A 26,125-nucleotide genomic window follows, 5' to 3' on the forward strand; every position below is an offset into this window, starting at 1 on the left:
TATAGGATATTTATAATAGCAATAAAAGAGGTGTATTATGGAAAGTCAAGCAATTCTCTTTGTACTGATTGCATGCATGGTTTTATTACTTTTAATAACGATTTATATAATTAAAGACTTTAAGTACAGAGAAAAAAATAGAGAACAAATCTATAGACAGAAAAGTGAATATAGCTATAGAGAAAATAAAATGGCCGAAAATAGAATTTTACTTGAGAGAATTAAACAATTGGAATATGAAATTATAGAACTAAAAAGGAACAATAGTAGGGTGATAAAGGAAAACCTTAGTGATGAAATTCTATCAGATGAAATGGACATGGACGAAAATGAATTTAAAAATATATTAAACTATAAGATTTTTAAAGATAAAAACAAGGATATTCTAGATCTATATGACAAGGGATTTCCTAAAGAATCTATCGCAAAAAACTTAAATCGAAGTATAAGAGAAGTAGAAATGGTAATAAACTTAATTAGGTAATTCTTTTTTAAAAATAAAGTATTGCTTCATTACAGTCTCTATGTTACAATGTTTAAGGTGAGATAACACACATCTTATAATCTGTTTAGTAGTGCCGTTCGGTTCTAAATGGAAATGATTAAGATGGAGGAAAAACTAAGGAGGTAATAAAATGTCAGTAATTTCAATGAAACAATTATTAGAAGCTGGAGTTCATTTTGGACATCAGACTAGAAGATGGAACCCTAAAATGGGCGAGTATATTTTTACAGAAAGAAATGGAATCTATATTATAGATCTTCAAAAAACTGTGAAAAAAGTAGAAGAAGCTTACAGTGTGATGAAAGATATCGCTACAGAGGGTGGTACAATCTTATTTGTAGGTACTAAAAAACAAGCACAAGAGGCTGTTGAAGAAGAAGCAAAGAGAAGCGGAATGTACTTTGTCAACCAAAGATGGTTAGGTGGAATGCTAACAAACTTCAAAACAATCAAAAAAAGAATCGAGCGTCTTCGTGAATTAGAGAAGATGGAAGAAGATGGTACATTCGAAGTACTACCAAAGAAAGAAGTTATTAAACTTCGTCATGAGCAAGAAAAGCTTGAAAAGTTCTTAGGTGGTATTAAAGATATGACTGAAATGCCAGATGCATTATTTGTTGTAGACCCTAGAAAAGAAAGAATAGCTATTCAAGAGGCGCATACTCTAGGAATTCCTGTTATTTCTATTGTAGATACAAACTGTGACCCAGATGAAGTAGACTATGTAATTCCAGGAAATGATGATGCTATTAGAGCTGTTAAGCTGATTGCTTCCACTATGGCTAATGCTATAATTGAAGGTAAGCAAGGCGTTCAAACAGAAGCATAAAATATAATTACTAATGTTGAAAAGGTAAGGGGTTCAAGGGATTTTCCCTTACTCCTTACCTTTAATAATATGCTAGGAGGAATTTAAAATGGATATAACTGCATCAATGGTTAAAGAGTTAAGAGAAAAAACAGGCGCTGGTATGATGGATTGTAAAAAAGCGCTTACAGAAGCAGAAGGAAATATGGATAGAGCGGTAGAAGTTCTTAGAGAACGTGGACTAGCTGCCGTTGCAAAAAAATCTGGTAGAATTGCTGCAGAAGGTCTAGTTGAGTCTTACATACACGGAGGTAGAATTGGTGTAATCGTTGAAGTGAACTCTGAAACAGACTTTGTTGCTAAAAACCAAGAATTTAAAGATTTCGTTAAGGATGTTGCGCTTCATATTGCAGCTTCAAATCCTCAATATGTGAGACGTGAAGATGTAGATCCAGCTCTTGTTGAAAAAGAAAAAGAAATTTTAACAAAGCAAGCATTAAATGAAGGTAAACCAGAGAAGATCGTTGAAAAAATGGTTGAAGGAAGAATTGATAAATTCTACAAGGAAATTTGTTTATTAGAGCAACCATTCGTTAAAGATCCTGATGTTACTGTTGGTGATCTATTAACAGAAAAAATCTCTAAAATTGGTGAGAACATCTCAATTAGAAGGTTTACTAGATATGAAGTTGGAGAAGGTATTGAAAAGAAAGAAGAAAATTTCGCAGAAGAAGTTGCGAAACAAATGGCACAAAACTAATTACTCTATATAAAAGAGAACACAAATGTGTTCTCTTTTACACTAATAAGTACAAATACAATATTTTTAATTATAATGAAGGTTTTTTCTTATATATGGAGAATATAATTACGAGAAGGAGGAGTGCATGTGTTAGAGCCTCAATACAAAAGAGTACTATTGAAATTAAGCGGGGAAGCTTTAGCAGGAGAAAAGGGCTTTGGATTAGATCCCAATGTGGTCACCAATATAGCAACTCAGGTAAAGGATATTGTAAATATGGGGGTTGAAGTAGCTATTGTTGTTGGTGGTGGAAACTACTGGAGGGGCAGAACTGGCGAAGGTATGGATAGAACCACTGCTGATTATATGGGGATGTTGGCTACTGTTATAAATGCTCTTGCTCTTCAAGACTCCTTAGAAAACCTGGATGTATTAACTAGAGTTCAAAGTGCCATAGAAATGAGACAAATCGCAGAGCCTTATATAAGAAGACGTGCAGTGAGGCATCTTGAAAAAAATAGAGTTGTTATATTTGCTGCCGGAACAGGAAATCCTTACTTTTCTACAGATACTACTGCTGCTCTCAGAGCTGCTGAAATTGAAGCGGATGTAATTTTATTAGCAAAAAATGTAGATGGTGTATATTCAGCGGATCCATCTATTGACAAAACTGCTACTAAATTTAATGAATTAACCTATATAGATGTCTTAAAAATGGGATTAAAGGTTATGGATTCAACAGCAATATCCTTATGTATGGACAATTCCATACCGATTAAGGTCTTTGGATTAGAAGATCCTGAGAACATTAAAAAGGTTATATACGGAGATAAAATAGGTACATATATTTATAGTTAGTATTTATTAATTATAAGGAGGATACAAAATGAAAATGGAAATTCATAAGAATCTTGAGGAAAAAATGAATAAGACGATTAATGCTCTAAAAGACGAATTAGCCAGTATTAGGGCTGGAAGAGCGAATCCAGCGATGTTAGACAGAATTGTTGTAGAATATTATGGATCACCAACTCCTATAAAACAAATTGCTGCTATCACAGCGCCAGAGCCAAGAATTATTTCAATACAACCTTATGATGGTTCCGCTCTTAGTAGCATTGAAAAAGCAATTCTTCAATCAGATTTGGGTGTTAATCCTTCTAACGATGGAAAATTAATACGCATTATAGTGCCACAACTGACCGAAGAAAGAAGAAAAGAACTGACTAAGGTGGCAAAGAAAACTTCAGAGGATGCTAAAGTTGTTCTGCGAAATGAAAGACGTAATGCAAATGATCGTCTAAAGAAGATGCAAAAAGACAATGAAATTACTGAAGATGAACTAAAGACTGCACAAGATGAAGTTCAAAAGATAACAGATAAATTTATTAAAATGGTTGACGAACTTACAGAAAAGAAAGAAAAGGATATTATGGAGGTATAATCTTGGTGAATATACCGGATTGTTTAGGATATCAATTAGAAAGTGCACTGCATCTATTAAATAAATTAGGTTACGATGTTATTATTGAAGAAACCTATGGTAAAAGGTCTGTAAAGACAGAGGATGTCAGAGTCATCAGGCAGAAACTTTTAGGAAATAATCAATTACAACTGATCATAGCATATTTTTAAGCCCCCTCCAAGGGGGTTTAAAAGTGATTGGAGTGAAAAGATGCTTAATAATTTATGGAATAGTTCCAATAAAAAAGAAATATCATCTATTAATATGGGATCATTGCCACAGCATATTGCTATTATTATGGATGGAAATGGCAGATGGGGTACAGAGCGAATGCTGCCAAGAAATCTGGGACATAAAGCAGGGGTAGAGGCTCTTAGAGATGTAATAAAGACCGCTTCAAATATAGGGGTTCAATATTTGACATTGTATGCTTTCTCTACTGAAAATTGGAAAAGACCAGTGTCTGAGGTTTCATTTCTAATGAAACTTTTAATTGAATATCTAAGAAAAGAAATCGCTGAATTACATGAAAACAATGTTAAAATTCAAATCATAGGCGATGTTGCAGGACTTCCTAAGGAAGTCATTAAAGAGATTGAAAAGGCTACAATTAAAACAATGAATAATCAGGGGCTCTGCGTTAATATAGCTTTAAATTATGGTAGTCGAGCAGAAATTACAGATGCCATAAAAAAGATTGCTAAGATGGTAGAAAATCAAGAGATACAAAGTGATGACATAGATGAATCTCTAGTGCATTCATTTTTATATACAGCAGCTACACCAGATCCAGACCTGCTCATAAGAACAAGCGGTGAGCTTAGACTCAGTAATTTTTTATTATGGCAGTGTGCTTATTCGGAGCTATGGTTTACAGATGTATATTGGCCAGATTTTACTGGAGAGCATTTAATTATGGCAATAACAGATTACCAGAATCGAAAGAGAAGATTTGGTGGAATATAGGGGTGATATGATGCTCAAAAGAATCGTTAGTGCACTGGTTGGTTTACCTATTTTATTAACATTGATACATTTTGGTGGCATGCCGTTATTTATTGGGATTCTTGTAACTTCTTTAATTGGGTTGAGAGAATTTTACAATGCATGCAAAAACAAAGCCTTATCTCCAATTAAAGGGGTCGGGTATGTTGGTGCAATTGCTTTGATTACTATAATAAATTTTACTGAGAACTCATCCTATATATTCTTATTGTTTTTTGTTCTGCTGATTACATTAAATATAGTGCAGTTAATATGGAATAAGTTTAATTTTGTAGATATTAGCATTACCTTGTACAGTTTAGTATATGTTCCGCTTTTATTAAGTTCTATTTTATTAATTACGAAACAGCCCAACAATATTGTAGTTTGGCTCGTGTTTACCACTGCATGGGGAACAGATACCTTTGCCTATTTTTCTGGATACTTTTTTGGTAAAAGAAAATTATGTCCGTCTATTAGCCCTAAGAAAACAGTAGAGGGTGCCATAGGTGGTGTCTTAGGTAGTATGATTATTTCTGCAATATTTGGGTATCTATTTTTAAGTAATCATATGGTTTCTACAATCATTATAGGATGCGTAGGAAGCTTACTTGCTCAAGCTGGAGATTTAACAGCTTCCTGTATTAAGAGATTCACAGGAATTAAAGATTTTGGCAACATTATGCCTGGTCACGGCGGAGTCTTAGATCGATTTGATAGTATTCTTTTTACGGCACCAACAATTTATTTTGTTTTAACTTTACTAATTAACAGGGGATGAATGAGCATGATTGAAGCATGCTTATTTTGTTATTATAAGGAGTGATATTTTGAAAAACATTTCAATATTAGGATCCACAGGATCCATTGGTACTCAGACATTGGATGTTGTAAGAAATCATCCGGAAAAGTTTAAAATTGTTGCCTTATCTGCATCTGGTAATATTGATGCAATTGAAAATCAAATTCATGAATTTCATCCGGAGATTGTCGCTGTATTTCATCGGGAAAAAGCAGAGATTTTATCTGCGCGCATCGGAAAAAAGGTTAAAGTTGTTTCAGGTATTGAAGGCTTAATTGAGGTGGCTACTTTAGACTCTGCCGACATCGTCGTAACATCCGTAGTAGGCAGCATCGGATTAATCCCTACGGTTGAAGCCATTCGATGCGGTAAAACCATAGCGCTAGCAAATAAAGAAACCTTAGTTGTTGCAGGTGAATTAATTAAAAAAGAGGCAGAAAAGCATAAGGTTCAAATCATTCCTGTAGATAGCGAACATTCTGCTATATTTCAATGTTTACAGGGAGAAGATATCCATAATATATCTAGAATTATTCTAACGGCGTCCGGTGGCGCATTTAGAAATTGGGAGAAACAAGATATTCAACATGCAAAAGCCCAGGACGCATTAAAGCACCCTACATGGAATATGGGGAGCAAAGTGACCATAGATTCAGCTAGTCTAATGAATAAAGGTCTAGAGGTCATGGAGGCCCGATGGTTATTTAATGTGGAACTGGATAAAATAGATGTTATAGTCCATCCTCAAAGTATAGTTCACTCCATGGTGGAATATAATGATTTTTCTATCATTGCTCAAATTGGGGCACCGGATATGAGAGGACCGATACAGTACGCATTATCCTATCCTAATAGAATAAACAGTAGCATTGAGCGATTGGATTTTAGAAAAATTAGTGCATTAACCTTTATGGCACCAGACACGGATAAATTTCCATGTTTATCTTTAGCCTATGAGTCTCTAAAAATAGGGAAAACAATGCCTTGCGTCTTAAATGGCGCCAATGAAGTATTGGTTGAATATTTTTTAGAAGACAGAATTGGTTTTTATGACATACCGAAGTTTATAGAGAAGGCTATGTCTGCGCATAAACCATGGGTTTATACGGATATAGAGGAACTGTTAGAGGTTGATCGCTGGGTTAGAAATTGGATTAAAGAGCAAATAGAATAGGAGAGGTGATCTATGGTAACAGCGATTGTAGCTATTATTGTTTTTGGTATACTCGTTTTTATTCACGAATTAGGACATTTTACTGTTGCAAAGCTAGTTGGAATTAAGGTACATGAATTTGCCTTAGGTATGGGCCCTAAGTTGATATATACAACAAAAGGGGATACGTTATATTCTATTCGCCTATTACCTTTGGGTGGATACGTTAAAATGGAGGGTGAAGATGAAAAATCTGAAGATGAAAGAAGTTTTAATAAAAAACCTGTACTAGCACGAATTGCGGTCATATTTGCAGGGCCATTTATGAATTTTATATTAGCGATCGTATTGTTTTTAACTTTTTTCTACTTCGTAGGTTCACCTACGACTATCATATCTAAAGTCCAAGATCAATCGCCAGCTCAGGTTGCTGGAATAGAGGCAGGTGATAGCATTTACGCTATTAACGGACAGAAAATTCACACGTGGGAAGAGGTCACAGAGCGTATCAGCAAATCAGAAGGAAGCCCCATGGAAATTACCATTATAAGAGATGGTGAACATCTTGAAAAAACTGTAATACCAATGCAGGATGAAACCTCTAACAGAATCTTAATTGGGATTACAACAACGATGAAAAAGTCCTTATCTAGTGCTGGAGAAAATGCCCTGTTTGCAATAAAAAGTATTGTGAGAGGTATTTTGGAATTTCTAAGGAACTTGGTTGGTAGAAAGGTGAACACGGGTGAAGTTATGGGACCTGTTGGTATTATAAACCTCGTTGGGGAAGTTTCTAGAACGGGATTATTGGATATTGTAAGTTTAACTGCTGTTCTAAGCGTTAATCTGGGTTTGATGAATTTATTGCCTATACCAGCTTTAGATGGCAGCAGGATTTTATTCTTAATCATTGAGATGCTCAGAGGGAAACCAGTAGATCAAGATAAAGAGGGAATGATCCACTTAATCGGATTTGGAATCTTAATGACCTTTATGGTGTTCATTACGTTCCAGGATATTCAAAAATTATTTGGCTAATGGAATTGCAATCTAGTTTAAGGGTAAGTGCTGTATGAAGAAAATTAATAATCTATAGAAGGTGGATAAATGAGAAAAGAAACGAAGGTTGTGAAGTGTGGCAATATATATGTTGGTGGAAATCATCCGATTTCTGTCCAATCTATGACGACTACGGATCCTTGTGACATTATGAATACCGTCAAACAAATCAATCGATTAGAAGAAGCTGGGTGCGATATTGTTCGAATCGCTGTACCTAGTATGGACGCTGCCAAATCCATCAGCAAGATCAAAGCTGAAACGAATCTTCCAATTGTAGCAGATATCCATTTTGACTATCGATTAGCATTAGAAGCTGTAAAACAAGGTGTGGACGGATTAAGATTGAATCCAGGAAATATTGGAGACACCACCAGGGTTCGAGAGGTTGTTGCAGCTGTTAAAGAAAAAGAGATTCCAATTCGAATTGGTGTCAATGCAGGTTCTTTAGAAAAATCAATTTTAGAAAAATATGGTCATCCCACTGCCGAAGGGATGGTCGAAAGTGCATTGAGACATATTTCAATCTTGGAGGATATGGATTTTACGGACATCGTAGTATCTTTAAAAGCCAGTAATGTTCCTCTAACTGTGGAAGCTTATCGATTAATTTCCGAAAAAGTCAATTATCCCCTTCATTTGGGAATTACAGAAGCTGGTACTGTATGGGCTGGTACGATTAAATCCTCCGCTGGCATCGGTGCTTTATTGCTTATGGGGATTGGAGATACCATCCGAGTATCCTTAACGGGCGATCCTGTGGAAGAAATTAAGGTTGGCAGACAACTGCTTAAATCCTTGGGCATCATTCAAAATGAGGTAACAATTATATCCTGCCCTACTTGTGGAAGATGTAAAATTGATTTAATCAATATAGCAAATGAAGTAGAAGAGAAATTAGGAAAATTAAAAAAACCAATTAAAATCGCTGTCATGGGGTGCGCTGTTAACGGTCCTGGTGAGGCTAGGGATGCAGATATTGGTATCGCTGGGGGCGATGGCTCTGCTCTTTTATTTAAAAAAGGAGAAATTATTCGCAAAGTAAAAGAAGAAGACATTCTAAATGTTTTAATAGAAGAGATCGACCAACTTTAGTAGGAGGAAAACTATGAGGGTTACAGCAATCATACCTGCTTATAACGAAGAAAACAGAATTGAAAATGTAATTATACCAGCTTTAGAAACAGAAGTTTTGTCCAATATCATTGTAATAGATGATGGGTCTGAAGATTTGACATCGGAGGTTGCTTCAAAATTTAATATTGAATTAATAAAATTACCTAAAAATGTAGGCAAAGCTGATGCAATTAAACAAGGTATCCAACATTGCGGAAATACCAGTGACATCATAGTTTTCTTAGATGGCGATTTAATGGGATTGACTTCCCATCATCTCCATCAATTAATTTCTCCTGTTTTGCAAAATGAGTTTGATATGACCATTGGAGTATTTAAATCTGGAAGACACACCACAGATCTGGCACAAATGATTGCGCCTAATCTGTCAGGGCAAAGGGCGATGAAATCCTATATCGCCCATGAAATTTTAGACTTAGAAGTCTCAGGATATGGTATAGAAGTCGCCATCTCTAAGCTAATAAAGAAAAAGAACCTTCGAACAGCTCATGTTTTTTGGGAGAATGTATCCCATGTGACAAAAGAGGAAAAGGTAGGCATATCGAAAGGTTCAATTTGGCGGATGAAAATGTATAAAGACATCGTAAAACATTGGCTACATTAATAAAAAGGGGGAGGATTTTTACATGACTCCTTTAGGACGTCTTAACTTTAATTATTTTTTAGATTGCTTCGGAATAGAAGGAAATCATTTGTACGAATCTTGTTTCGTAGAAAAATTGCAATATATGAAAAACAGTAATCGTATCTTTATTTCTTTTATTTCAAAAAAAATATTAAGTCATAAGGAAATAGAACGATCTCTAGAACAATTAACCAACGTGGTTCAGGCAAAATTAAAATCAAAAGTCGATACACACTTTACATATGATATAGAATATACCTCTTTGGAAGAGTTAATGAATATGAATTGGAGTAATATACTTTATATATTACAAAAGAATATTCCTTCTTTTAATTCAATTGAAGGTGATATTGATAAAGTAATAGAAGGATCTACGTTAAAAATTATATTAACCTCTAATATTGTTGCCCACAAGATGAAAGATAGAAAAATCGATTTACAAATTGAACGTTATTTTGTAGAGCAATTTAATGTAGGGATCAAATGTTATATCGATGTGGATACCAAGAGCAAATTTGTCCTAGAAGAATATGAAAAACAAAAAGAACATGAAAACTCAGCTCTAGTCAGCCAAATCAAGATTCAAAACCCAATGGATTACGGTAAGGCGGAAAATGTTTCAACATTAAAAGATAAAAGTTTTTATTCGAAAACCTCTTCAGCCTCCGTCTTCTTAGGAAAAAATTTTTCTGGCGAAATCACGAAACTCATTGATATCCGAAATGATTCTGGAAGAGTGATTGTGGAAGGTGAGATATTTGATGTCGAAATCAAAGAATTAAATGGTGGAAAAAAGCTTGCCATAATCAATATAACAGATTATACAAATTCTATTACAGCAAAAGTTTTTGAACGAAAAAATCAAACAGGACAATTGGAAGAAATCTTTACCAAGGGCAAGCTTGCTCGGTTTCGTGGCGATGTGATTTATGATACATTTATTCGAGAAAATGTGATTATGCTAACTGATGCTATGGAGATTGAAAGAGTGGAGAAAATGGATTTGGCTGAAAATAAGAGGATCGAATTGCATTTACATACCCAAATGTCCTCTATGGATGGTACATCCAGTATCACGAACATCATTAAAAAGGCCGCTAAATGGGGACATAAAGCCATCGCAGTAACAGATCATGGGGTGGTACAAGCTTTTCCGGAGGCCATGGATGCTGGCAAAAAATTTGGTGTGAAAGTGATCTATGGCATGGAAGGTTACTTAGTAGATGATGAAGTTAATCTGATCGATTCCGACATAGAGTATTCTTTAGAAGATGAATTTATTATTTTCGATATAGAGACCACAGGACTTTCCAGTAAAAATGATGAGATTACAGAAATCGGTGCTATTAAAATAAAGAACAACAGGATCATTGATAGTTTTTCTACTTTAATTAATCCTGAAAGATCAATTCCAGAGAAGATTGTAGAGCTAACGGGTATTTCCGATGATATGGTGAAAGATCAACCTACAATCGAAGTAGTACTGCCACAGTTTTTAGATTTCATTGGAGATTGCCCTGTTGTTGCCCATAATTCAGATTTCGATACTGGTTTTATTCGAGATAAAGCCGAACGATATGAACTCAGCTTTGATAATATTGCAATTGATACTTTAAAGCTAGCACGAGCGCTTCTGCCAGATCTCAAAAAGCATCGACTGAATGTCATTGCTAAAGAACTGAATATCTCCTTAGAAAATCATCATAGAGCCGTAGATGATGCAAAGGCAACAGCTGAGATTTTTATTAAGTTCGTTGAAATGATGAATAAAAAAGACATCCGAACTTTAAAGGATATTAACGATAAATTAAGCAAAAAACTAGATTATAAAACTCTAAAGAGTTACCATATTATTATTTTAGCTAAAAATTATATTGGTTTAGAAAATCTATACCGCCTAGTCTCTGAATCTCATATTAATTATTTTTATAAAAAGCCTAGAATACCAAGAAGTTTATTAAATAAATTTAGGGAAGGGCTTATTTTAGGAACCGCTTGTGAAGCAGGGGAGCTATTTCAAAGCATTCTTTCTAGCAAACCTCAAAGTCATATTGAGAAAATAGCTAAATACTATGATTATTTAGAAATACAACCCATTGGAAACAATCGATTTTTAATTGAGAAGAACTTAGCAAAGAATGAAGAAGACCTTAAGGAGCTCAACCGAAAAATAGTAGATTTAGGTGAGCGTCTCAACATACCTGTAGTAGCCACATGTGATGTGCATTTTCTTGAGAATAAGGACAGTATATTTAGAAAGATTCTTATGACAGGACAAGGATTTAGCGATGCGGAAGATCAAGCTCCACTTTACTTCAGAACCACAGATGAGATGTTGGAGGAGTTTATTTATTTGGGAAAAGAAAAAGCTGAAGAAGTTGTAATCCATGCTACCAATAGGATTAATGATGCAATTGAAGATATCATACCAATTCCCGACGGAACATTTCCACCAGAAATTGAAGGTTCAGAAGAAGAACTTAGAAGAATGTGCTATGAAAAGGTTCGACGAATATACGGTGAAGATGTTCCAGAGTTGGTTAAAAATAGGCTGGACAAGGAGCTCAACTCTATCATCAGCAATGGATATGCTGTTATGTATATCATTGCTCATAAACTGGTGACAAAGTCCTTAAAAGATGGATATTTGGTAGGATCTAGGGGCTCGGTAGGATCCTCCTTTGCAGCTACTATGAGTGATATTACGGAGGTAAACCCACTGCCACCACATTATATATGTCCTACGTGTAAATATTCACACTTTATTTTGGACGGCTCCATTGGCTCAGGGGCAGACTTACCGGATAAGAATTGTCCACAGTGCGGAGAAAGCTTAATGAAAGATGGACATGATATTCCGTTTGAGGTTTTCCTTGGATTTGAAGGGGATAAAGAACCGGATATTGACTTAAACTTTGCTGGCGAATATCAAAGTGAGGCCCATAAATATACAGAGGAATTGTTCGGAAAAGGGAAAGTATATCGTGCTGGAACTATAGGAACCATTGCGGATAAAACGGCCTATGGTTTTGTAAGAAAATATGTAGAGGAAAAGCAACTCAACTACAACATGTCCGAAATCAATCGTTTGACCCAAGGGTGTACCGGAATTAAAAGAACCTCAGGACAACATCCTGGCGGTGTTATGATTGTACCAGCAAACTATGATATCCATAAATTTTGTCCAATTCAATATCCTGCCAATGATCCTAAATCTGGTGTCATTACAACACATTTTGATTATCATTCCATCAGTGGGCGATTATTGAAGTTGGATATTCTAGGACACGACGGTCCTTCAATCATAAAAATGCTTGAAGATCTGACCCATGTCAATGCTTTAGAGATTCCTTTAGATGATAAGGAGACGATTGAAATTTTCACAAGTACAAGGCCTCTAGGTATTACGCCCGAAGATATCCATTGTGAGGTTGGAACCTTGGGTATACCAGAGTTTGGTACGAAATTTGTCCGACAGATGCTTATCGATACACAACCAACTACCTTTGCAGAATTGGTTCGTATTAGTGGATTATCCCACGGTACTGACGTTTGGGTGAATAATGCCCAAGACTTAGTAAGAAATAATATTGCGGAGCTAAAAGATGTAATTTCAACTCGGGATGACATTATGAACTACTTGATTTTAAAGGGATTGCCACCAAAGACAGCTTTTAAGATTATGGAAAATGTAAGAAAAGGAAAAGGGCTAACCCCTGAAAATGAGCAGGAAATGAAGGAACATAATGTTCCCGAATGGTACATTGATTCCTGCAATAAGATTAAATATATGTTTCCAAAAGCACATGCGGCCGCATACGTTACAATGTCTTTCAGAACTGCTTACTTTAAAGTGCATTATCCCGCTGCATTCTATGCTACTTATTTTACTACAAAGGCGGAAGATTTTGATGCCGACTTTATTATTAAAGGCAAAGAGGCAGTGCGTTTAAAGATAAAGGAATTAGAGGCCATGGGCAATGATTTAACTGCAAAAGAGAAAAACTTTTTAACGGTGTTAGAGGTTGCTCTAGAGATGTATTGTAGAGGAATAGAACTTCTGCCTGTTGATTTATACACTTCAGATGCCGACCGATTTAAGATAGTGGATGGAAAGTTACTCCCTCCACTGAAGGGACTGCAGGGTGTGGGTGAGAATGCTGCTAAAAGTATTGTAGAGGCCAGAGAAGAAGGAGAATTTATCTCTGTTGAGGACCTGAGAAAGAGAACAAAGATTACAAAAACCGTTGTGGAGGCATTGGTCAGTCATGGCTGTATTCATAATATGCCGGAGACAAATCAACTTTCTTTGTTTTCACTTGCATAATTTGGTTAAATATGCTATACTAGGGGAAACAATATACTATACAATTGAAAGAGTGGGTTTTTCCCACTCTTTCTATTATATATTGTGCTGTTCTTGTATAAAGTAGTAAAAAAAACAAAAACTAAAATAAAATTTGTTTACTTCTGTTCACAAATTTTATAGTGCATTAAACTTAAGACTATGTTTTAAATTTGATTGCTTAAAATAAAAACTGAATATAGGAGGAATATTATGGCGAAAAATCGTGTTGAAAAAATTACAGAAAGATTAGTAATGCCAATTATCCAAAATGAGAACTTTGAATTAGTAGATTTGGAGTACAAGAAAGAAGGATCCAATTGGTATTTAAGAATATATATAGACAAACCAGGTGGCATCACTCTAGATGATTGTCAAAAAGTGAGTGAGCAGCTAGGAGAAGAATTGGACAGAGAAGATCCAATTAGTGAAAATTATTTCTTAGAAGTATCTTCTCCAGGACTGGATAGACCTTTAAAGAAGGATAGTGATTTTATTCGTTTTGCAGGTGAAATTGTGGAAGTAAAACTTTATGAAGCACTGAATGGAAACAAGGTTATTGAAGGTGAGCTTGTAGGCTTAGAAGAGAATATGATTAAAATCAATGTAGCTAATGTAGGTTTATTAGAGTTACCGAAGGAAAAGGTAGCATTAACAAGATTAGCGGTTAAATTTTAGGGAGGTAAATTGGAATGAATGCTGAGTTTACAGAAGCTCTTGAACAAATTGAAAAGGATAAAGGTATTTCAAAGGATATTTTAATTGATGCAGTTGAAGCTGCTTTAATTTCTAGTTACAAAAGAAACTTTGGTTCTTCTCAAAATGTAAGAGTTGAAATAAATCGTGATAATGGAGAAGTTCATGTATATGCACAAAAAAAGATTACAGATGATGTAATCGATGATTTATTGGAAATTCATATTGACGATGCTAAGATAGTAAATCCAAAATATTCAGTAGGAGATACATTTGAAAGTGAAGTTACGCCTAAAAATTTCGGAAGAATAGCTGCTCAGACAGCCAAACAGGTAGTGGTTCAAAGAATTAGGGAAGCTGAACGTGGCATTGTCTATGACGAATTTATAAACCGTGAATCGGAAATTATTACTGGCGAAGTATCGAGGGTTGCAAAAGGAAATGTATATATTAGCTTAGGCAGAACAGAAGCAATCCTTGGACCTGGTGAACAAATTCCAAATGAAGTATATGAACATGGGGATCGTATTAAATGCTATATAGTGGAGGTAAAGAAAACCACCAAGGGTCCGCAAATACTTTTATCTAGAACTCATCCAGGCCTTGTAAAGCGCCTTTTCGAACTAGAAGTACCAGAAATACATGATGGTACGGTAGAAATAAAAAGCATTTCTAGGGAAGCAGGCTCTAGGGCTAAGATTGCAGTCGATTCTAAAGATCCCAATGTGGATGCCGTTGGTGCCTGTGTAGGACCTAAAGGTGCTCGGGTCCAAACCATTGTTGATGAATTAAAGGGCGAAAAAATTGACATTATTAAATATAGTGAGGATGCAAAGGAATTCATTGCCAGCTCATTAAGCCCTGCAAAGGTTTTATTATGTGATATTAATAATGATGCTAAAACGGCGAAGGTTGTAGTGCCAGACTACCAGCTTTCCCTTGCGATCGGTAAAGAAGGACAGAACGCTAGACTTGCAGCAAAGTTAACAGGTTGGAAAATTGATATAAAGAGTGAAAGTCAAATCAATGAGTAATTGAGGTGATGTAGATGAAAGTTAAAAAAGTTCCTTTAAGAAAGTGTTTAGGTTGTAATGAAATGAAGCCTAAAAAAGAATTGATACGCGTTGTACATAATGCTGAAGGTATAACCAGCTTAGATACCACAGGCAGAGCTCACGGCAGAGGTGCTTATGTATGCAAATCTAAGGAATGCTTTGAAAAAGCTAAAAAGACCAGTGCCTTTAATAGAGCATTTCAGGCAAATATTCCTCAAGATATCTATGAAAATTTATCAAAGGAGTTAGGCGTTGATGAATGATAAGATCAAAAACTTAGTAACCTTAGCTGCTAAATCAGGAAACCTTGTATCTGGAGATGAAACCTGTATGAATTCCTTAAAAAATGGTGCCATTCATCTATTGATTTTAGCAGAGGATGCTTCTGAAAATACGAAGAAAAAATTTATGGATAAAGCATCCTACAGAGATGTACCGATTCGAATTTGGAAAGATAAAAATGAATTAGGCAGTATCATAGGAAAAGATTCTAGAACCATTGTCGGTATTATTGATCCAGGCTTTGCTGAAAAAATACTGAGCATGTTTTAGAACAAATAATTAGGGGGTGATTTATTTGTCAAAAATAAGGGTATACCAATTGGCAAAGAAATTAGGAATTAGCAATAAGGAGCTAATCGATAAGTTAAAGGAACTTTCTATAGAAGTAAATAGCCATATGAGTACAGTGGACAATGAAAATGCAGATGTATTAATTGAATTATTTACAGAACAAAATAAGGAAGAAACAAAACCTAATGTAGACGAAAAGCCACCTAATCAAGATACTCTGACTGATAATGTTAATGAAAGTGCAGAAAGCATACAAAATGTAGATAAAAAACATTTCAAAAAAGAAATAAACTCAACTAAAAATGTGACCCCGAATGGGAATAACAAAAAAGATAAGAAGAAGAAAAACAAAAAAGATAAGAGAAAAAATTATATAGCTAATAATGATGTTAGTGCAGAAAGTAAAGGTGAGCAAGTGATACAATTAAAAAATAAATTAACTGTAAAAGAATTATCTGAAACTCTAAATAAAAGCGCCAGTGAAATCATCACAAAATTAATTGGTCTAGGTATCATGGCAACAATCAATCAAGAATTGGACTACGATACGGCTTCAATTATTGCTGCTGAATTCGGTATTGAAGTTGAACCGATGACAGATATTGATGCTGAAGAAGATGTTTTTGATATTATTATAGAGCCGGATAAGCCTGAGGATTTAAAACATAGATCGCCTGTTGTCACTGTTATGGGTCATGTTGACCATGGAAAAACCTCTCTATTAGATGCAATTCGTAAGACTAAGGTAACAAACAGTGAGGCTGGTGGAATTACACAGCATATTGGTGCTTCTGAAATTAAAGTTAATGATAAGAAAATCGTCTTTTTAGATACACCTGGTCACGAAGCATTTACTTCTATGAGGGCTAGAGGTGCAAAGGTTACAGATGTGGCAATTTTAGTTGTTGCTGCTGATGATGGAGTAATGCCCCAAACAATCGAAGCAATCAGCCATGCCAAAGCGGCAGAAGTACCCATCATCGTAGCAATTAATAAAATGGATAAGCCTAGTGCAAATCCTGACAGAGTAAAGCAAGAATTGGCAGATCAAGGGCTTCTAATCGAAGAATGGGGTGGCGATGTAATTTCAGTTCCAGTGTCTGCTCGTAGTGGAGAAAATATAGATGCTTTATTAGAAATGGTTTTATTAGTTTCTGAAATGAGCGAGCTAAAAGCAAATCCAAATCGTAAAGCAATCGGTACGGTAATTGAAGCCCAGCTCGATGTTGGTAAGGGCCCTGTTGCTACCGTATTGGTACAAAACGGAACTTTGTTTATTGGAGACTCTGTTGTGATTGGTAACACTTACGGTAGAATTAGAGCCATGATGAATGACAGTGGAAAGAGGGTAAAGGTAGCTGGCCCTTCTACTGCAGTTGAAATTACAGGCTTATCTGAGGTTCCGGAGGCAGGAGACCAACTATTTGCCGTTGATGATGATAAGGCAGCAAAGGCCATTGTTGAAAAAAGAATTAATAAAATCAAAGAAGAGCAGTTGAAGGCCGGTCAAAAAATTTCTCTGGATGCTTTATTCAGTCAAATGGAGCAGGGCCAATTAAAAGATCTAAATTTAATTATAAAAGCGGACACTCAAGGTTCTGTTGAGGCAGTAAAACAATCTTTAGTTAAATTATCTAATGACGAAGTTGTTATCAATCCAATTCATGGTGGTGTTGGCGGTATTACAGAAAGTGATGTAATGTTGGCAACAGCTTCCAATGCCATTATTATAGGGTTTAACGTTCGACCAACTTCCAACGCCGCTTCAGCCGCAAAGAAGGAAAATGTTGACATCAGAACATACCGTATTATCTATAAGGCAATAGAAGATATTGAAGCCGCAATGAAGGGTATGCTTGATCCTGAATTTGTAGAGGAGGAACTAGGTAAAGCAGAAGTAAGAGCCACATTTAAAGTTCCTGGAGCTGGCACCATTGGTGGTTGTTATGTAATCGAAGGTAAAATACTAAGAAATGCTAAAATAAGACTCGTTAGAGATAATATTGTAATCCATGAAGGCTCCATCGATTCTTTAAAGAGATTTAAAGACGATGCAAAAGAAGTAGCAACCGGATATGAATGTGGTATCGGTATTAGCCAATTTAACGACCTTAAAGAAGGCGATATTATTGAAGCATACCACATGAAAGAAATAGAAAGATAATCAGGAAGGGATGAGGATATGTCATATCCTAGAGTTAAACGTTTATCAGAAGAAATTAAAAAGATCGTTAGTGATAGCATCAGAAATGAACTAAGAGACCCTAGAATCTCTTCTATGACTAGTATTGTTGAGGTAGATGTAACAAGAGATTTAAGATATGTTAATATTTATGTCAGCGTTCTAGGCAATGAAAAAGAAAAAGCGGATACCATGGAGGGGCTTACAAAGGCCAGTGGTTTTATCAGACGAGAAATAGGGAAAAAAATAAAAGCCAGATATACTCCTGAAGTGATATTTAAGTTAGATGAATCTATAGAAAAAGGGATCTATATGTATAATGTCATTACAAAGGTGAATGAGGAGAATCATCTGTCAGAAGATGATTCCAATGATACTGAGGATGATTCCGATGAATAAATTAATAGAGTTGATTTGTAACAGCAACCATATTGCTGTTACTTCTCATGTAGATCCTGATGGTGATAGTATTGGTTCCATCTTGGCCTTAGGTACTGCACTGAAACAAAAAAATGGAAATGTAGAGATATTTGTCAATGATACGTTGTCCAATAAATATGATTTTCTGCCGGGGTATTCTTTAATTAAAAGTTACGACGCTATTCAGGATAAAAGTTTTGACTTGATATTTGTCTTGGATTGTGGGGACGAACATAGACTAGGAAGCAGTGTGGAATGTCTAGAAAAAAGCAAATCTGTTGTTAATCTGGATCATCATATTAGCAATAATCACTTTGGAGATATTAATATTGTGGATGTGAATGCTTCTTCAACTTGTGAGATAGTTTATTTACTTTTATCCGAATTAAATTTCAGGATAGATCGAGCGATTGCTACTTGTATCTATACAGGCATTGTAACAGACAGTGGTAATTTTGTATATGATAATGCTACGGATCGAACGCATTTAATCGCGTCAGAACTCCTTAAATATAACATCGACAAACAAGAGATCATGTATAATCTCTATCAACGCAAGTCCATCCATAGCTTAAAATTTTTAGGACATTGTTTATCCAATATGGAATTAGAACTGGATAATAGTCTTGCAATTTTCACTATAACTGCGTCTTCTCTTAAGGAGTTTATGGTGCCCTATAGTGATGTAGAAGGCATTGTGAACTATGGAAGAGATATTGAAACTGTGAAGATATCCGTTGCTTTAAGAGAAGACAAAGATCATAAAGTTAAAATGAGCTTTCGCTCCAAGGACGACGATGTAGATGTAAGAGCTTTAGCAGAATTATTTAATGGTGGTGGCCATAAGAAAGCCGCTGGCGCTACGATTTCTACTTCTTTAGCTGAAGCTAAAATGCTGGTGATTGAAAAATCAAAACAATTTATAAGACGGTGATGCAATTGAATGGGATTCTAAATATTTTAAAACCTCCAGGCATGACATCCCATGATGTTGTTTCTGTAGTTAGAAAAAAATTAAATATGAAGAAGGTAGGACATACTGGAACATTGGATCCAAATGCTGCAGGCGTCCTTCCTATCTGTATCGGACAAGCTACTAAAATATCTCAATTCTTATTGGATGGCAAGAAAAAATATCGTGCTGAATTAACTTTAGGTATCGAAACAAACACTGAAGACATTGATGGAGAAATTCTGCGTCAAAGAGAAGTGACATCGTCTCCAGATGAAATCAGAGAAGCTGTACTTAGTTTTATAGGGGAGTACAAGCAGATACCACCTATGTATTCTGCAATTAAGATTAAGGGCAAAAAACTATATGAATTAGCTAGGCAGGGCGTAGAAATAGAAAGAGCCGAGAGAACAGTCACAATATATCATATTGAAATCATAGAGATTTTTAAAGAAAAGGTGATTTTTGATGTTCTTTGTTCCAAGGGAACTTATATCAGAACCCTATGTAAAGATATTGGTGAGGTTTTAGGTTGCGGCGGTGTTATGTCCTTTCTTTTAAGGACTGCGTCCAGTGACTTTTCCTTAGATACAGCCATTACTATAGAAGAATTACAGGCATTAGAAAATGTAGAGGATATTTTATTGCCAATGGACTACCCATTACAACATATGTCAAAGGCAATCGTAAAGTCAGCCTATAGTAAGCAGGTCCTCAATGGCAATCGAATCTATTCAAATTATCTCATAGATACCATCCATGAACCTATAGGTCAGGAAGTTTGTGTTTACCTTGAAAAGGAGTTTGTTGGATTTGGCATTGTTAGAAATGAAGATCATAATCAGAAATATATCAAAATTTTGAGGCTTTTGTTCGAAAAGGAGTAGTTATGAATACAGTTACGATTTGTGATGAATTAGATAAAAGTATACTTAGAGGCGTCGCTTTAGGAAACTTTGACGGTGTTCATATTGGACATCAAAAGTTAATATCAACTTTAATAAGGGAATGTAAGGAAAAAAATTTAGAGTCATGCGTATATACCTTTGGAAATCATCCCTTATCGATTATTACAGAAAAAAATGAGCATCCTCAGATAACAAATATGGATATGAAAAAGAGACTTTTAGAATCTTTAGAGGTTGAACTTCTATATCTTGAGAATTTTAATAAGGAATTTATGTCTTTAACGCCAGAGGGCTTTGTAAAGGATATTTTAGTGGACCGATTAAATTGTAAAATTGTTGTTGTAGGATTTGATTATACTTTTGGATATAAAGCCAAAGGGAATGTACAGGTCTTAAAAGAACTAGGCCTTAAGTATGGATTTACGGTTTATGAAATCAGTCCTGTTACTATTGATAACATAAAGGTAGGAAGCACTATAATAAGAGAGTATATCAAAGATGGCAACTTTGAGAAGGCAAATACATTTCTAGGTAGACCGTACGCCATCTATAGCATGGTGATCAATGGAAAAGGCATCGGAAACAAATTAGGGTATCCTACTGCAAATATTCGAATAGAGCCGTCGCATTTAGTTCCTATAGAGGGGGTATATGCTACCTACATCAGAGTGAACGGAAAGTTTTATAAAGGTGCAACAAGCGTTGGAACGAACCCTACTTTTGGTGTAAATCAAACTACCGTGGAGACATTTATCCTTGATTTTAATGAGGATATTTATAATGAATGCATAGAGGTGCAATTTATAAAGAAACTGAGAGATCAAATTAAATTCAAGAATACCGATGACTTAGTTGCCCAAATTAAAGAAGATGCAAATAATGCAAAAAAATATTTACAATTATAATTTATTATGCTAAAATGATAGTTGTCTAATCAACCTATTCTCAGTAATTTGACTCACCGACATTTACTTAGAATTAGGGGATATTCATGAGGAGGTGAAAAGAATGATACAAGAAAACAAAAAAACAATCATCGATACTTTTAAAACTCACGAGAATGATACAGGTTCTCCAGAAGTGCAAATCGCATTATTAACTGAAAGAATCAATCATTTAAATGAGCATTTAAAATCTCACAAAAAAGACTTCCACTCTAGAAGAGGGCTTTTAAAGATGGTAGGTAAAAGAAGAAACCTTCTAAACTACCTTAAAGATAGAGATATCGAAAGATACAGAGAAATTATTGCAAAATTAGGATTAAGAAAATAATAAAGAGCGGGATTTCCCGCTCTATTATTTGTATTATCACATTTTTTTCAAATTTCATAAGAATTTTTTATTTCTGGAAGGAAATAATATTACTATTGTAGAAAAGAATACATACACGAGAGGAGGATAATAAAATATGTTTAAAGTTTTTAAAAAAGAAATCGCTGGAAGAGTTTTAGAGGTTGAAGTCGGAAAATTGGCGCAGCTTTCTAATGGTTCTTGTCTTTTAAAATATGGACAGACTGCTGTTTTAGTAAATGCATGCGCTTCTAAATCACCGAGAGAGGGAATCGATTTTTTTCCATTAAGCGTTGATTATGAAGAAAAAATGTATGCTGCTGGAAAGATCCCTGGAGGTTTTATAAAAAGGGAAGGTAGACCTAGCGAAAATGCCATATTAACATCTCGATTAATTGATCGTCCTATTCGACCGCTATTCCCAGATGGATATAGAAACGATGTACAAATCATTGCAACCGTTCTATCTGTAGATATTGATTGCACACCGGACATTGTTGCTATGCTGGGTTCTTCTATTGCATTATCCATTTCTGATATTCCATTCCAAGGGCCGACAGCTTCGGTACATGTAGGATTGGTAGATGGAAAACTCCTGATCAACCCTACAAGTGATGAGAGAGAACATAGTAGCTTAGATCTTGTTGTTTCTGGTACGAAAGACGCTGTCATGATGATTGAAGCAGGTGCTAATGAAGTAACAGAGGCGCAGATGCTGGAAGCAATTCTATTTGCTCATGAAGAAATTAAGAATATCATCTCATTTATTGAAGAAATTGCAGCAGAGGTTGGTAAGGAAAAGCAGGAGGTTGTTACTTTAGAAATCAATGAAGATTTTGAAACTGAGGTAAGAGCCTATGCTAAGACTCGAATATCTGAAGCTATCCGAACCGTGGAGAAGTTAGAACGTAATGCAAAAATTGAATTAGCTAATGAGGAAACCATCAACTATTTCTATGAGAAATACCAAGAAGAACTGAATTTAAAGCAAATACATACAATTTTAGATTCCATTTTAAAGGAAGAAACTAGAAACCTCATCCTATACGATAAAAAAAGACCGGATGATCGACAGCACGATGAAATCAGACCGATTTCTTGCGAAGTAGATCTATTACCGAAAACTCATGGTTCGGGTCTATTTACAAGGGGACAAACCCAAGTATTATCCATCGTAACACTAGGTGCAATCGGTGATGTGCAAATTTTAGATGGCCTTGGCAAGGAAGAATCTAAACGATACATGCATCATTATAATTTTCCACCTTATAGTGTTGGAGAAACAAAGATGTTAAGAAGTCCTGGAAGACGTGAAATTGGTCACGGTGCTTTAGCAGAAAGGGCTCTAGAGCCAATGATTCCTTCTCAAGATGACTTTCCTTATGCAATTCGTGTTGTTTCAGAAGTTTTAGCTTCCAATGGTTCTTCTTCACAAGCAAGTGTGTGTGGCAGTACATTATCCCTATTAGATGCCGGAGTTCCTTTAAAAGATATGGTTGCAGGGATTGCCATGGGATTGGTTAAAGAAGGCGATGCTGTAGCAATTCTATCGGATATACAAGGTATGGAAGATCACCTTGGAGACATGGACTTTAAAGTAGCTGGAACAGCGAAAGGAATTACTGCGATCCAAATGGATATCAAAATTAAAGGGATTGATGAGCCGATTTTAAAAGATGCTCTTGAACAAGCTAGAGTTGGCCGATTATATATCCTAGATAAAATGAAGGAAGCAATCAGCTCACCTAGACCAGAATTATCTCCATATGCACCACGTATGTTGAAAATGAAAATCCATCCAGATAAAATTAGAGAAGTTATTGGTTCTGGCGGAAAAACTATCAACAAAATCATTGAAGATACCGGTGTTAAAATTGATATCGAAAATGATGGTACAATATTCATCGCTGCTCAAACTCAAGAAGCTGGAGAACTTGCTCTTAGCATTATTAATAATATTGTTCGTGAACCTGAAATCGGCGATATATTTAAGGGTAAAGTTATCAAACTTATGAATTTTGGTGCTTTTGTAGAAATACTTCCTGGTAAGGAAGGTCTCGTACACATTTCTAATTTAGCCCATGAAAGAGTAAATAAAGTAGAGGATGTTCTAGCTGTAGGGGACGAGATCGATGTTAAAGTCATTGAGATTGATCAGCAAGGTAAAGTAAGCTTATCTAGAAAAGCACTTCTACCGAAGGACAATGATAAAAAGCAAGACGACCCACAAAAGGCATAAACCTAAATCGGTTTATGTTTTTTTATTTATTTTTTTATACACAATCATTGCATAACTAATTTATTTTGGAATAATATATTATCAAAATCTAATTATTTGGGGGAGGTAGGTTATGGTAATTATTATAAATAAAAGGTTTGCAAGGATATTATCTGCAGTGATTATCAGCATATTGATCATCACAATATCTTTATTCTTATTTAACAGCAGAGAACGTGAAGTTTTTAATAATTTACATACCAATGAATTAAAGGCCATCGATAGAGGTAATATAAATAGTAAATACATATCTTTTGCCTGCAATGTAGATTGGGGGAACGAAGTTATACCAGATATATTAGATATACTGGATAAGGAAAATGTCAAAATCACCTTTTTTGTAACTGGAAGATGGGCCAGTAAGTTTCCCGACTTAATGCAAAAAATAGTGGACGCAGGCCACGAAATTGGAAGCCACGGGTACGAGCATCTAGACTATGGTGCACTATCACTGGAGAAAAATAAAGAGCAGATAAAAAAAGCGGATGAAATATTGAACAAATATATAGATACAAAACTCACCTTATTTGCACCTCCTTCTGGAGCTTATAATGAACATACTTTAACTGCAGCAAATGAACTAGGTTATAAAACCATACTTTGGACAATAGATACCATCGATTGGCGTGCTGGCAGCACAAAGGAAGTCATTGTAGACAGAGTACTTAAGAAAAATGACTTTAAGGGTGCAATTGTATTGATGCACCCAATGCCTGAGACTGCAAAAGCTTTACCTCAATTAATTCAAGCTATGCGAGATAATAATTTAGAAGTAGGAAGAGTAAGTGATATTCTAGCTGAATAAGCTTGCATAGTATTATTCGGTCAATTATAATGGATATGATGTACATGAAAAAGAAGGAATTCTAGGAGGAAAAAATGTATAAACGATATACTTTAGAAAATGGATTAAGAGTTGTAACAGAACATATCCCTTATGTAAAATCAATTTCCATTGGCGTTTGGATTGAAGCAGGAGCTCAAAACGAAAGTTCCTTAAATAATGGAATATCTCATTTTATAGAACATATGCTCTTTAAAGGAACTGAGAAGAGAAGTGCTAAAGATATAGCTGAAGTTATAGATAGTATCGGAGGCCAAATGAATGCTTTCACAAGTAAAGAATGCACCTGCTACTACACAAAGGTTTTAGATAGCCATTATAATCTGGCCCTAGATGTCCTAGCAGACATGGTATTCCATTCTAAATTTGACCCAACTGAAATAGAAAAAGAAAGAAGTGTCATATTAGAAGAAATTAATATGTATGAAGATTCTCCTGAAGATTTAGTCCATGATATTGCATCGCAGACTTTATTTAAAAACGATCCTTTAGGTATGCCCATTCTGGGTACAAAGGAGACTCTTAATAATATTACGAGAGAAATGATTTTAGATTATATCAAAGAATACTATGTATCGAATAATGCAGTGCTATCCATTGCAGGGAACTTCAATGAAACTACATTATTAGAAGAGATCCAACGCCAATTTGGTATTTGGACCCCCAACAACCAGTTAAAAAAGGTAAAAAAGCCTGCTGATTTTAATTTTGAAAATATTTATAAAAATAAAGATATAGAGCAAACCCATATTTGTATGGCGTTTAAAGGCTTTGAGCTAGATAATGAAAATACTTACCCTCTATTGGTCCTAAATAATATCCTAGGTGGTAGTATGAGCTCCAGATTATTTCAAAGTATACGGGAAGAAAGAGGATTGGCCTACTCTATCTATTCTTATCCATCGGTTTATAAAAATGGTGGTAATTTAGTTATATATGCAGGAGCAAACCCTAATCAAGTTGAAGAGATCATCCGTATTGTTCGAGAGGAAATTAACGAAATCGTTACGAATTCCATCAGTGATGAAGAACTCAACAAATCTAAAGAACAGCTTAAAGGAAACTATATTCTTGGCTTAGAAAGTACCAGTGGCAGAATGACATCCATAGGAAAATCCGAATTATTATTGAACAGAATATACAGCCCAAAAGAAATACTAGATAAAATTGAGTCGGTAAAATCAGCCGATATAGAGCGTATCATTCAAAAAGTATTTAACTTTGCAGAAATGTCCATCACAGCTGTAGGGAAAAACAATCCTATAAAAATTTAGTTTTCATCTAAAAAAGTCCTTACAGGAC

The 26,125-nt window shown here is 35.2% G+C and carries 26 protein-coding genes; all 26 read left to right on the forward strand.

Annotation, left to right across the window (positions count from 1 at the left end; translation table 11 throughout):
• Positions 1 to 37 precede the first annotated feature (37 nt).
• The 26 genes from CLOS_RS07780 to CLOS_RS07905 all read left to right on the forward strand — a co-directional run bounded on the left by CLOS_RS07780 (position 38) and on the right by CLOS_RS07905 (position 26,097).
• Entirely contained in the window at positions 38 to 484 is a 447-nt protein-coding gene (locus CLOS_RS07780) for a hypothetical protein (protein ID WP_012159367.1), read from the forward strand.
• A gap of 151 nt (positions 485 to 635) precedes the next feature.
• Entirely contained in the window at positions 636 to 1,334 is a 699-nt protein-coding gene (rpsB, locus tag CLOS_RS07785; protein ID WP_012159368.1) for a 30S ribosomal protein S2, read from the forward strand.
• A gap of 88 nt (positions 1,335 to 1,422) precedes the next feature.
• Positions 1,423 to 2,073, forward strand: a complete 651-nt coding sequence (gene tsf, locus CLOS_RS07790; protein WP_012159369.1) for a translation elongation factor Ts — start codon at positions 1,423 to 1,425, stop codon at positions 2,071 to 2,073.
• 129 nt (positions 2,074 to 2,202) lie between these two features.
• A complete protein-coding gene (pyrH, locus tag CLOS_RS07795; RefSeq protein WP_012159370.1) occupies positions 2,203 to 2,913 on the forward strand; it encodes a UMP kinase in 711 nt (236 codons plus the stop codon).
• Between the two features lie 28 nt (positions 2,914 to 2,941).
• The gene (gene frr, locus CLOS_RS07800) at positions 2,942 to 3,499 is read left to right on the forward strand and encodes a ribosome recycling factor (protein ID WP_012159371.1); all 558 of its coding nucleotides are present in this window, start codon (positions 2,942 to 2,944) and stop codon (positions 3,497 to 3,499) included.
• Positions 3,500 to 3,501: 2 nt separating this feature from the next.
• A complete protein-coding gene (locus tag CLOS_RS07805; RefSeq protein ID WP_041719120.1) occupies positions 3,502 to 3,690 on the forward strand; it encodes a hypothetical protein in 189 nt (62 codons plus the stop codon).
• A gap of 40 nt (positions 3,691 to 3,730) precedes the next feature.
• Entirely contained in the window at positions 3,731 to 4,486 is a 756-nt protein-coding gene (locus CLOS_RS07810; RefSeq protein WP_012159372.1) for an isoprenyl transferase, read from the forward strand.
• A gap of 7 nt (positions 4,487 to 4,493) precedes the next feature.
• Positions 4,494 to 5,285, forward strand: a complete 792-nt coding sequence (locus CLOS_RS07815; protein ID WP_041719807.1) for a phosphatidate cytidylyltransferase — start codon at positions 4,494 to 4,496, stop codon at positions 5,283 to 5,285.
• Between the two features lie 49 nt (positions 5,286 to 5,334).
• The gene (locus CLOS_RS07820; protein ID WP_012159374.1) at positions 5,335 to 6,480 is read left to right on the forward strand and encodes a 1-deoxy-D-xylulose-5-phosphate reductoisomerase; all 1,146 of its coding nucleotides are present in this window, start codon (positions 5,335 to 5,337) and stop codon (positions 6,478 to 6,480) included.
• 12 nt (positions 6,481 to 6,492) lie between these two features.
• Positions 6,493 to 7,497, forward strand: coding sequence for an RIP metalloprotease RseP (rseP, locus tag CLOS_RS07825; protein ID WP_012159375.1), 1,005 nt, complete (start codon positions 6,493 to 6,495; stop codon positions 7,495 to 7,497).
• A gap of 69 nt (positions 7,498 to 7,566) precedes the next feature.
• Entirely contained in the window at positions 7,567 to 8,613 is a 1,047-nt protein-coding gene (gene ispG, locus CLOS_RS07830) for a flavodoxin-dependent (E)-4-hydroxy-3-methylbut-2-enyl-diphosphate synthase (protein WP_012159376.1), read from the forward strand.
• Between the two features lie 13 nt (positions 8,614 to 8,626).
• Positions 8,627 to 9,259 carry a glycosyltransferase family 2 protein gene (locus CLOS_RS07835; protein WP_012159377.1) on the forward strand — a complete coding sequence of 211 codons (633 nt, stop codon included), beginning with the start codon at positions 8,627 to 8,629 and terminating at the stop codon, positions 9,257 to 9,259.
• Positions 9,260 to 9,281: 22 nt separating this feature from the next.
• Positions 9,282 to 13,607 carry a PolC-type DNA polymerase III gene (locus CLOS_RS07840; protein ID WP_012159378.1) on the forward strand — a complete coding sequence of 1,442 codons (4,326 nt, stop codon included), beginning with the start codon at positions 9,282 to 9,284 and terminating at the stop codon, positions 13,605 to 13,607.
• Between the two features lie 231 nt (positions 13,608 to 13,838).
• Positions 13,839 to 14,303: a ribosome maturation factor RimP gene (gene rimP, locus CLOS_RS07845; protein ID WP_012159379.1), complete on the forward strand. Its 465-nt coding sequence runs from the start codon at positions 13,839 to 13,841 to the stop codon at positions 14,301 to 14,303.
• Between the two features lie 14 nt (positions 14,304 to 14,317).
• Positions 14,318 to 15,355: a transcription termination factor NusA gene (nusA, locus tag CLOS_RS07850; RefSeq protein WP_012159380.1), complete on the forward strand. Its 1,038-nt coding sequence runs from the start codon at positions 14,318 to 14,320 to the stop codon at positions 15,353 to 15,355.
• 14 nt (positions 15,356 to 15,369) lie between these two features.
• A complete protein-coding gene (gene rnpM, locus CLOS_RS07855; RefSeq protein ID WP_012159381.1) occupies positions 15,370 to 15,639 on the forward strand; it encodes an RNase P modulator RnpM in 270 nt (89 codons plus the stop codon).
• Positions 15,632 to 15,928, forward strand: coding sequence for a L7Ae/L30e/S12e/Gadd45 family ribosomal protein (locus CLOS_RS07860; RefSeq protein ID WP_012159382.1), 297 nt, complete (start codon positions 15,632 to 15,634; stop codon positions 15,926 to 15,928). The genes rnpM and CLOS_RS07860 overlap by 8 nt, the downstream gene beginning before the upstream one ends.
• A gap of 25 nt (positions 15,929 to 15,953) precedes the next feature.
• The gene (infB, locus tag CLOS_RS07865) at positions 15,954 to 18,113 is read left to right on the forward strand and encodes a translation initiation factor IF-2 (protein WP_012159383.1); all 2,160 of its coding nucleotides are present in this window, start codon (positions 15,954 to 15,956) and stop codon (positions 18,111 to 18,113) included.
• Between the two features lie 18 nt (positions 18,114 to 18,131).
• Positions 18,132 to 18,530, forward strand: a complete 399-nt coding sequence (gene rbfA / locus CLOS_RS07870; RefSeq protein ID WP_012159384.1) for a 30S ribosome-binding factor RbfA — start codon at positions 18,132 to 18,134, stop codon at positions 18,528 to 18,530.
• On the forward strand, positions 18,523 to 19,485 hold the full coding sequence (locus CLOS_RS07875; protein WP_012159385.1) for a DHH family phosphoesterase: 963 nt from the start codon (positions 18,523 to 18,525) through the stop codon (positions 19,483 to 19,485). The genes rbfA and CLOS_RS07875 overlap by 8 nt, the downstream gene beginning before the upstream one ends.
• A complete protein-coding gene (truB, locus tag CLOS_RS07880; RefSeq protein WP_330360323.1) occupies positions 19,485 to 20,390 on the forward strand; it encodes a tRNA pseudouridine(55) synthase TruB in 906 nt (301 codons plus the stop codon). Before CLOS_RS07875 ends, truB begins: the two co-directional genes overlap by 1 nt.
• 2 nt (positions 20,391 to 20,392) lie before the next feature.
• Positions 20,393 to 21,316 carry a bifunctional riboflavin kinase/FAD synthetase gene (locus CLOS_RS07885; RefSeq protein WP_012159387.1) on the forward strand — a complete coding sequence of 308 codons (924 nt, stop codon included), beginning with the start codon at positions 20,393 to 20,395 and terminating at the stop codon, positions 21,314 to 21,316.
• A 103-nt stretch (positions 21,317 to 21,419) separates the two neighbouring features.
• A complete protein-coding gene (rpsO, locus tag CLOS_RS07890; protein ID WP_012159388.1) occupies positions 21,420 to 21,683 on the forward strand; it encodes a 30S ribosomal protein S15 in 264 nt (87 codons plus the stop codon).
• Positions 21,684 to 21,819: 136 nt separating this feature from the next.
• A complete protein-coding gene (pnp, locus tag CLOS_RS07895) occupies positions 21,820 to 23,940 on the forward strand; it encodes a polyribonucleotide nucleotidyltransferase (RefSeq protein ID WP_012159389.1) in 2,121 nt (706 codons plus the stop codon).
• A 112-nt stretch (positions 23,941 to 24,052) separates the two neighbouring features.
• Complete coding sequence (locus CLOS_RS07900) at positions 24,053 to 24,784, forward strand: polysaccharide deacetylase family protein (protein ID WP_012159390.1); 732 nt, start codon at positions 24,053 to 24,055, stop codon at positions 24,782 to 24,784.
• A 74-nt stretch (positions 24,785 to 24,858) separates the two neighbouring features.
• Positions 24,859 to 26,097, forward strand: coding sequence for a M16 family metallopeptidase (locus CLOS_RS07905; protein ID WP_012159391.1), 1,239 nt, complete (start codon positions 24,859 to 24,861; stop codon positions 26,095 to 26,097).
• Positions 26,098 to 26,125: the final 28 nt, after the last annotated feature.

This window comes from Alkaliphilus oremlandii OhILAs (assembly GCF_000018325.1).
In the GTDB taxonomy this organism is placed as follows: Bacteria; Bacillota; Clostridia; order Peptostreptococcales; family Natronincolaceae; genus Alkaliphilus_B; species Alkaliphilus_B oremlandii.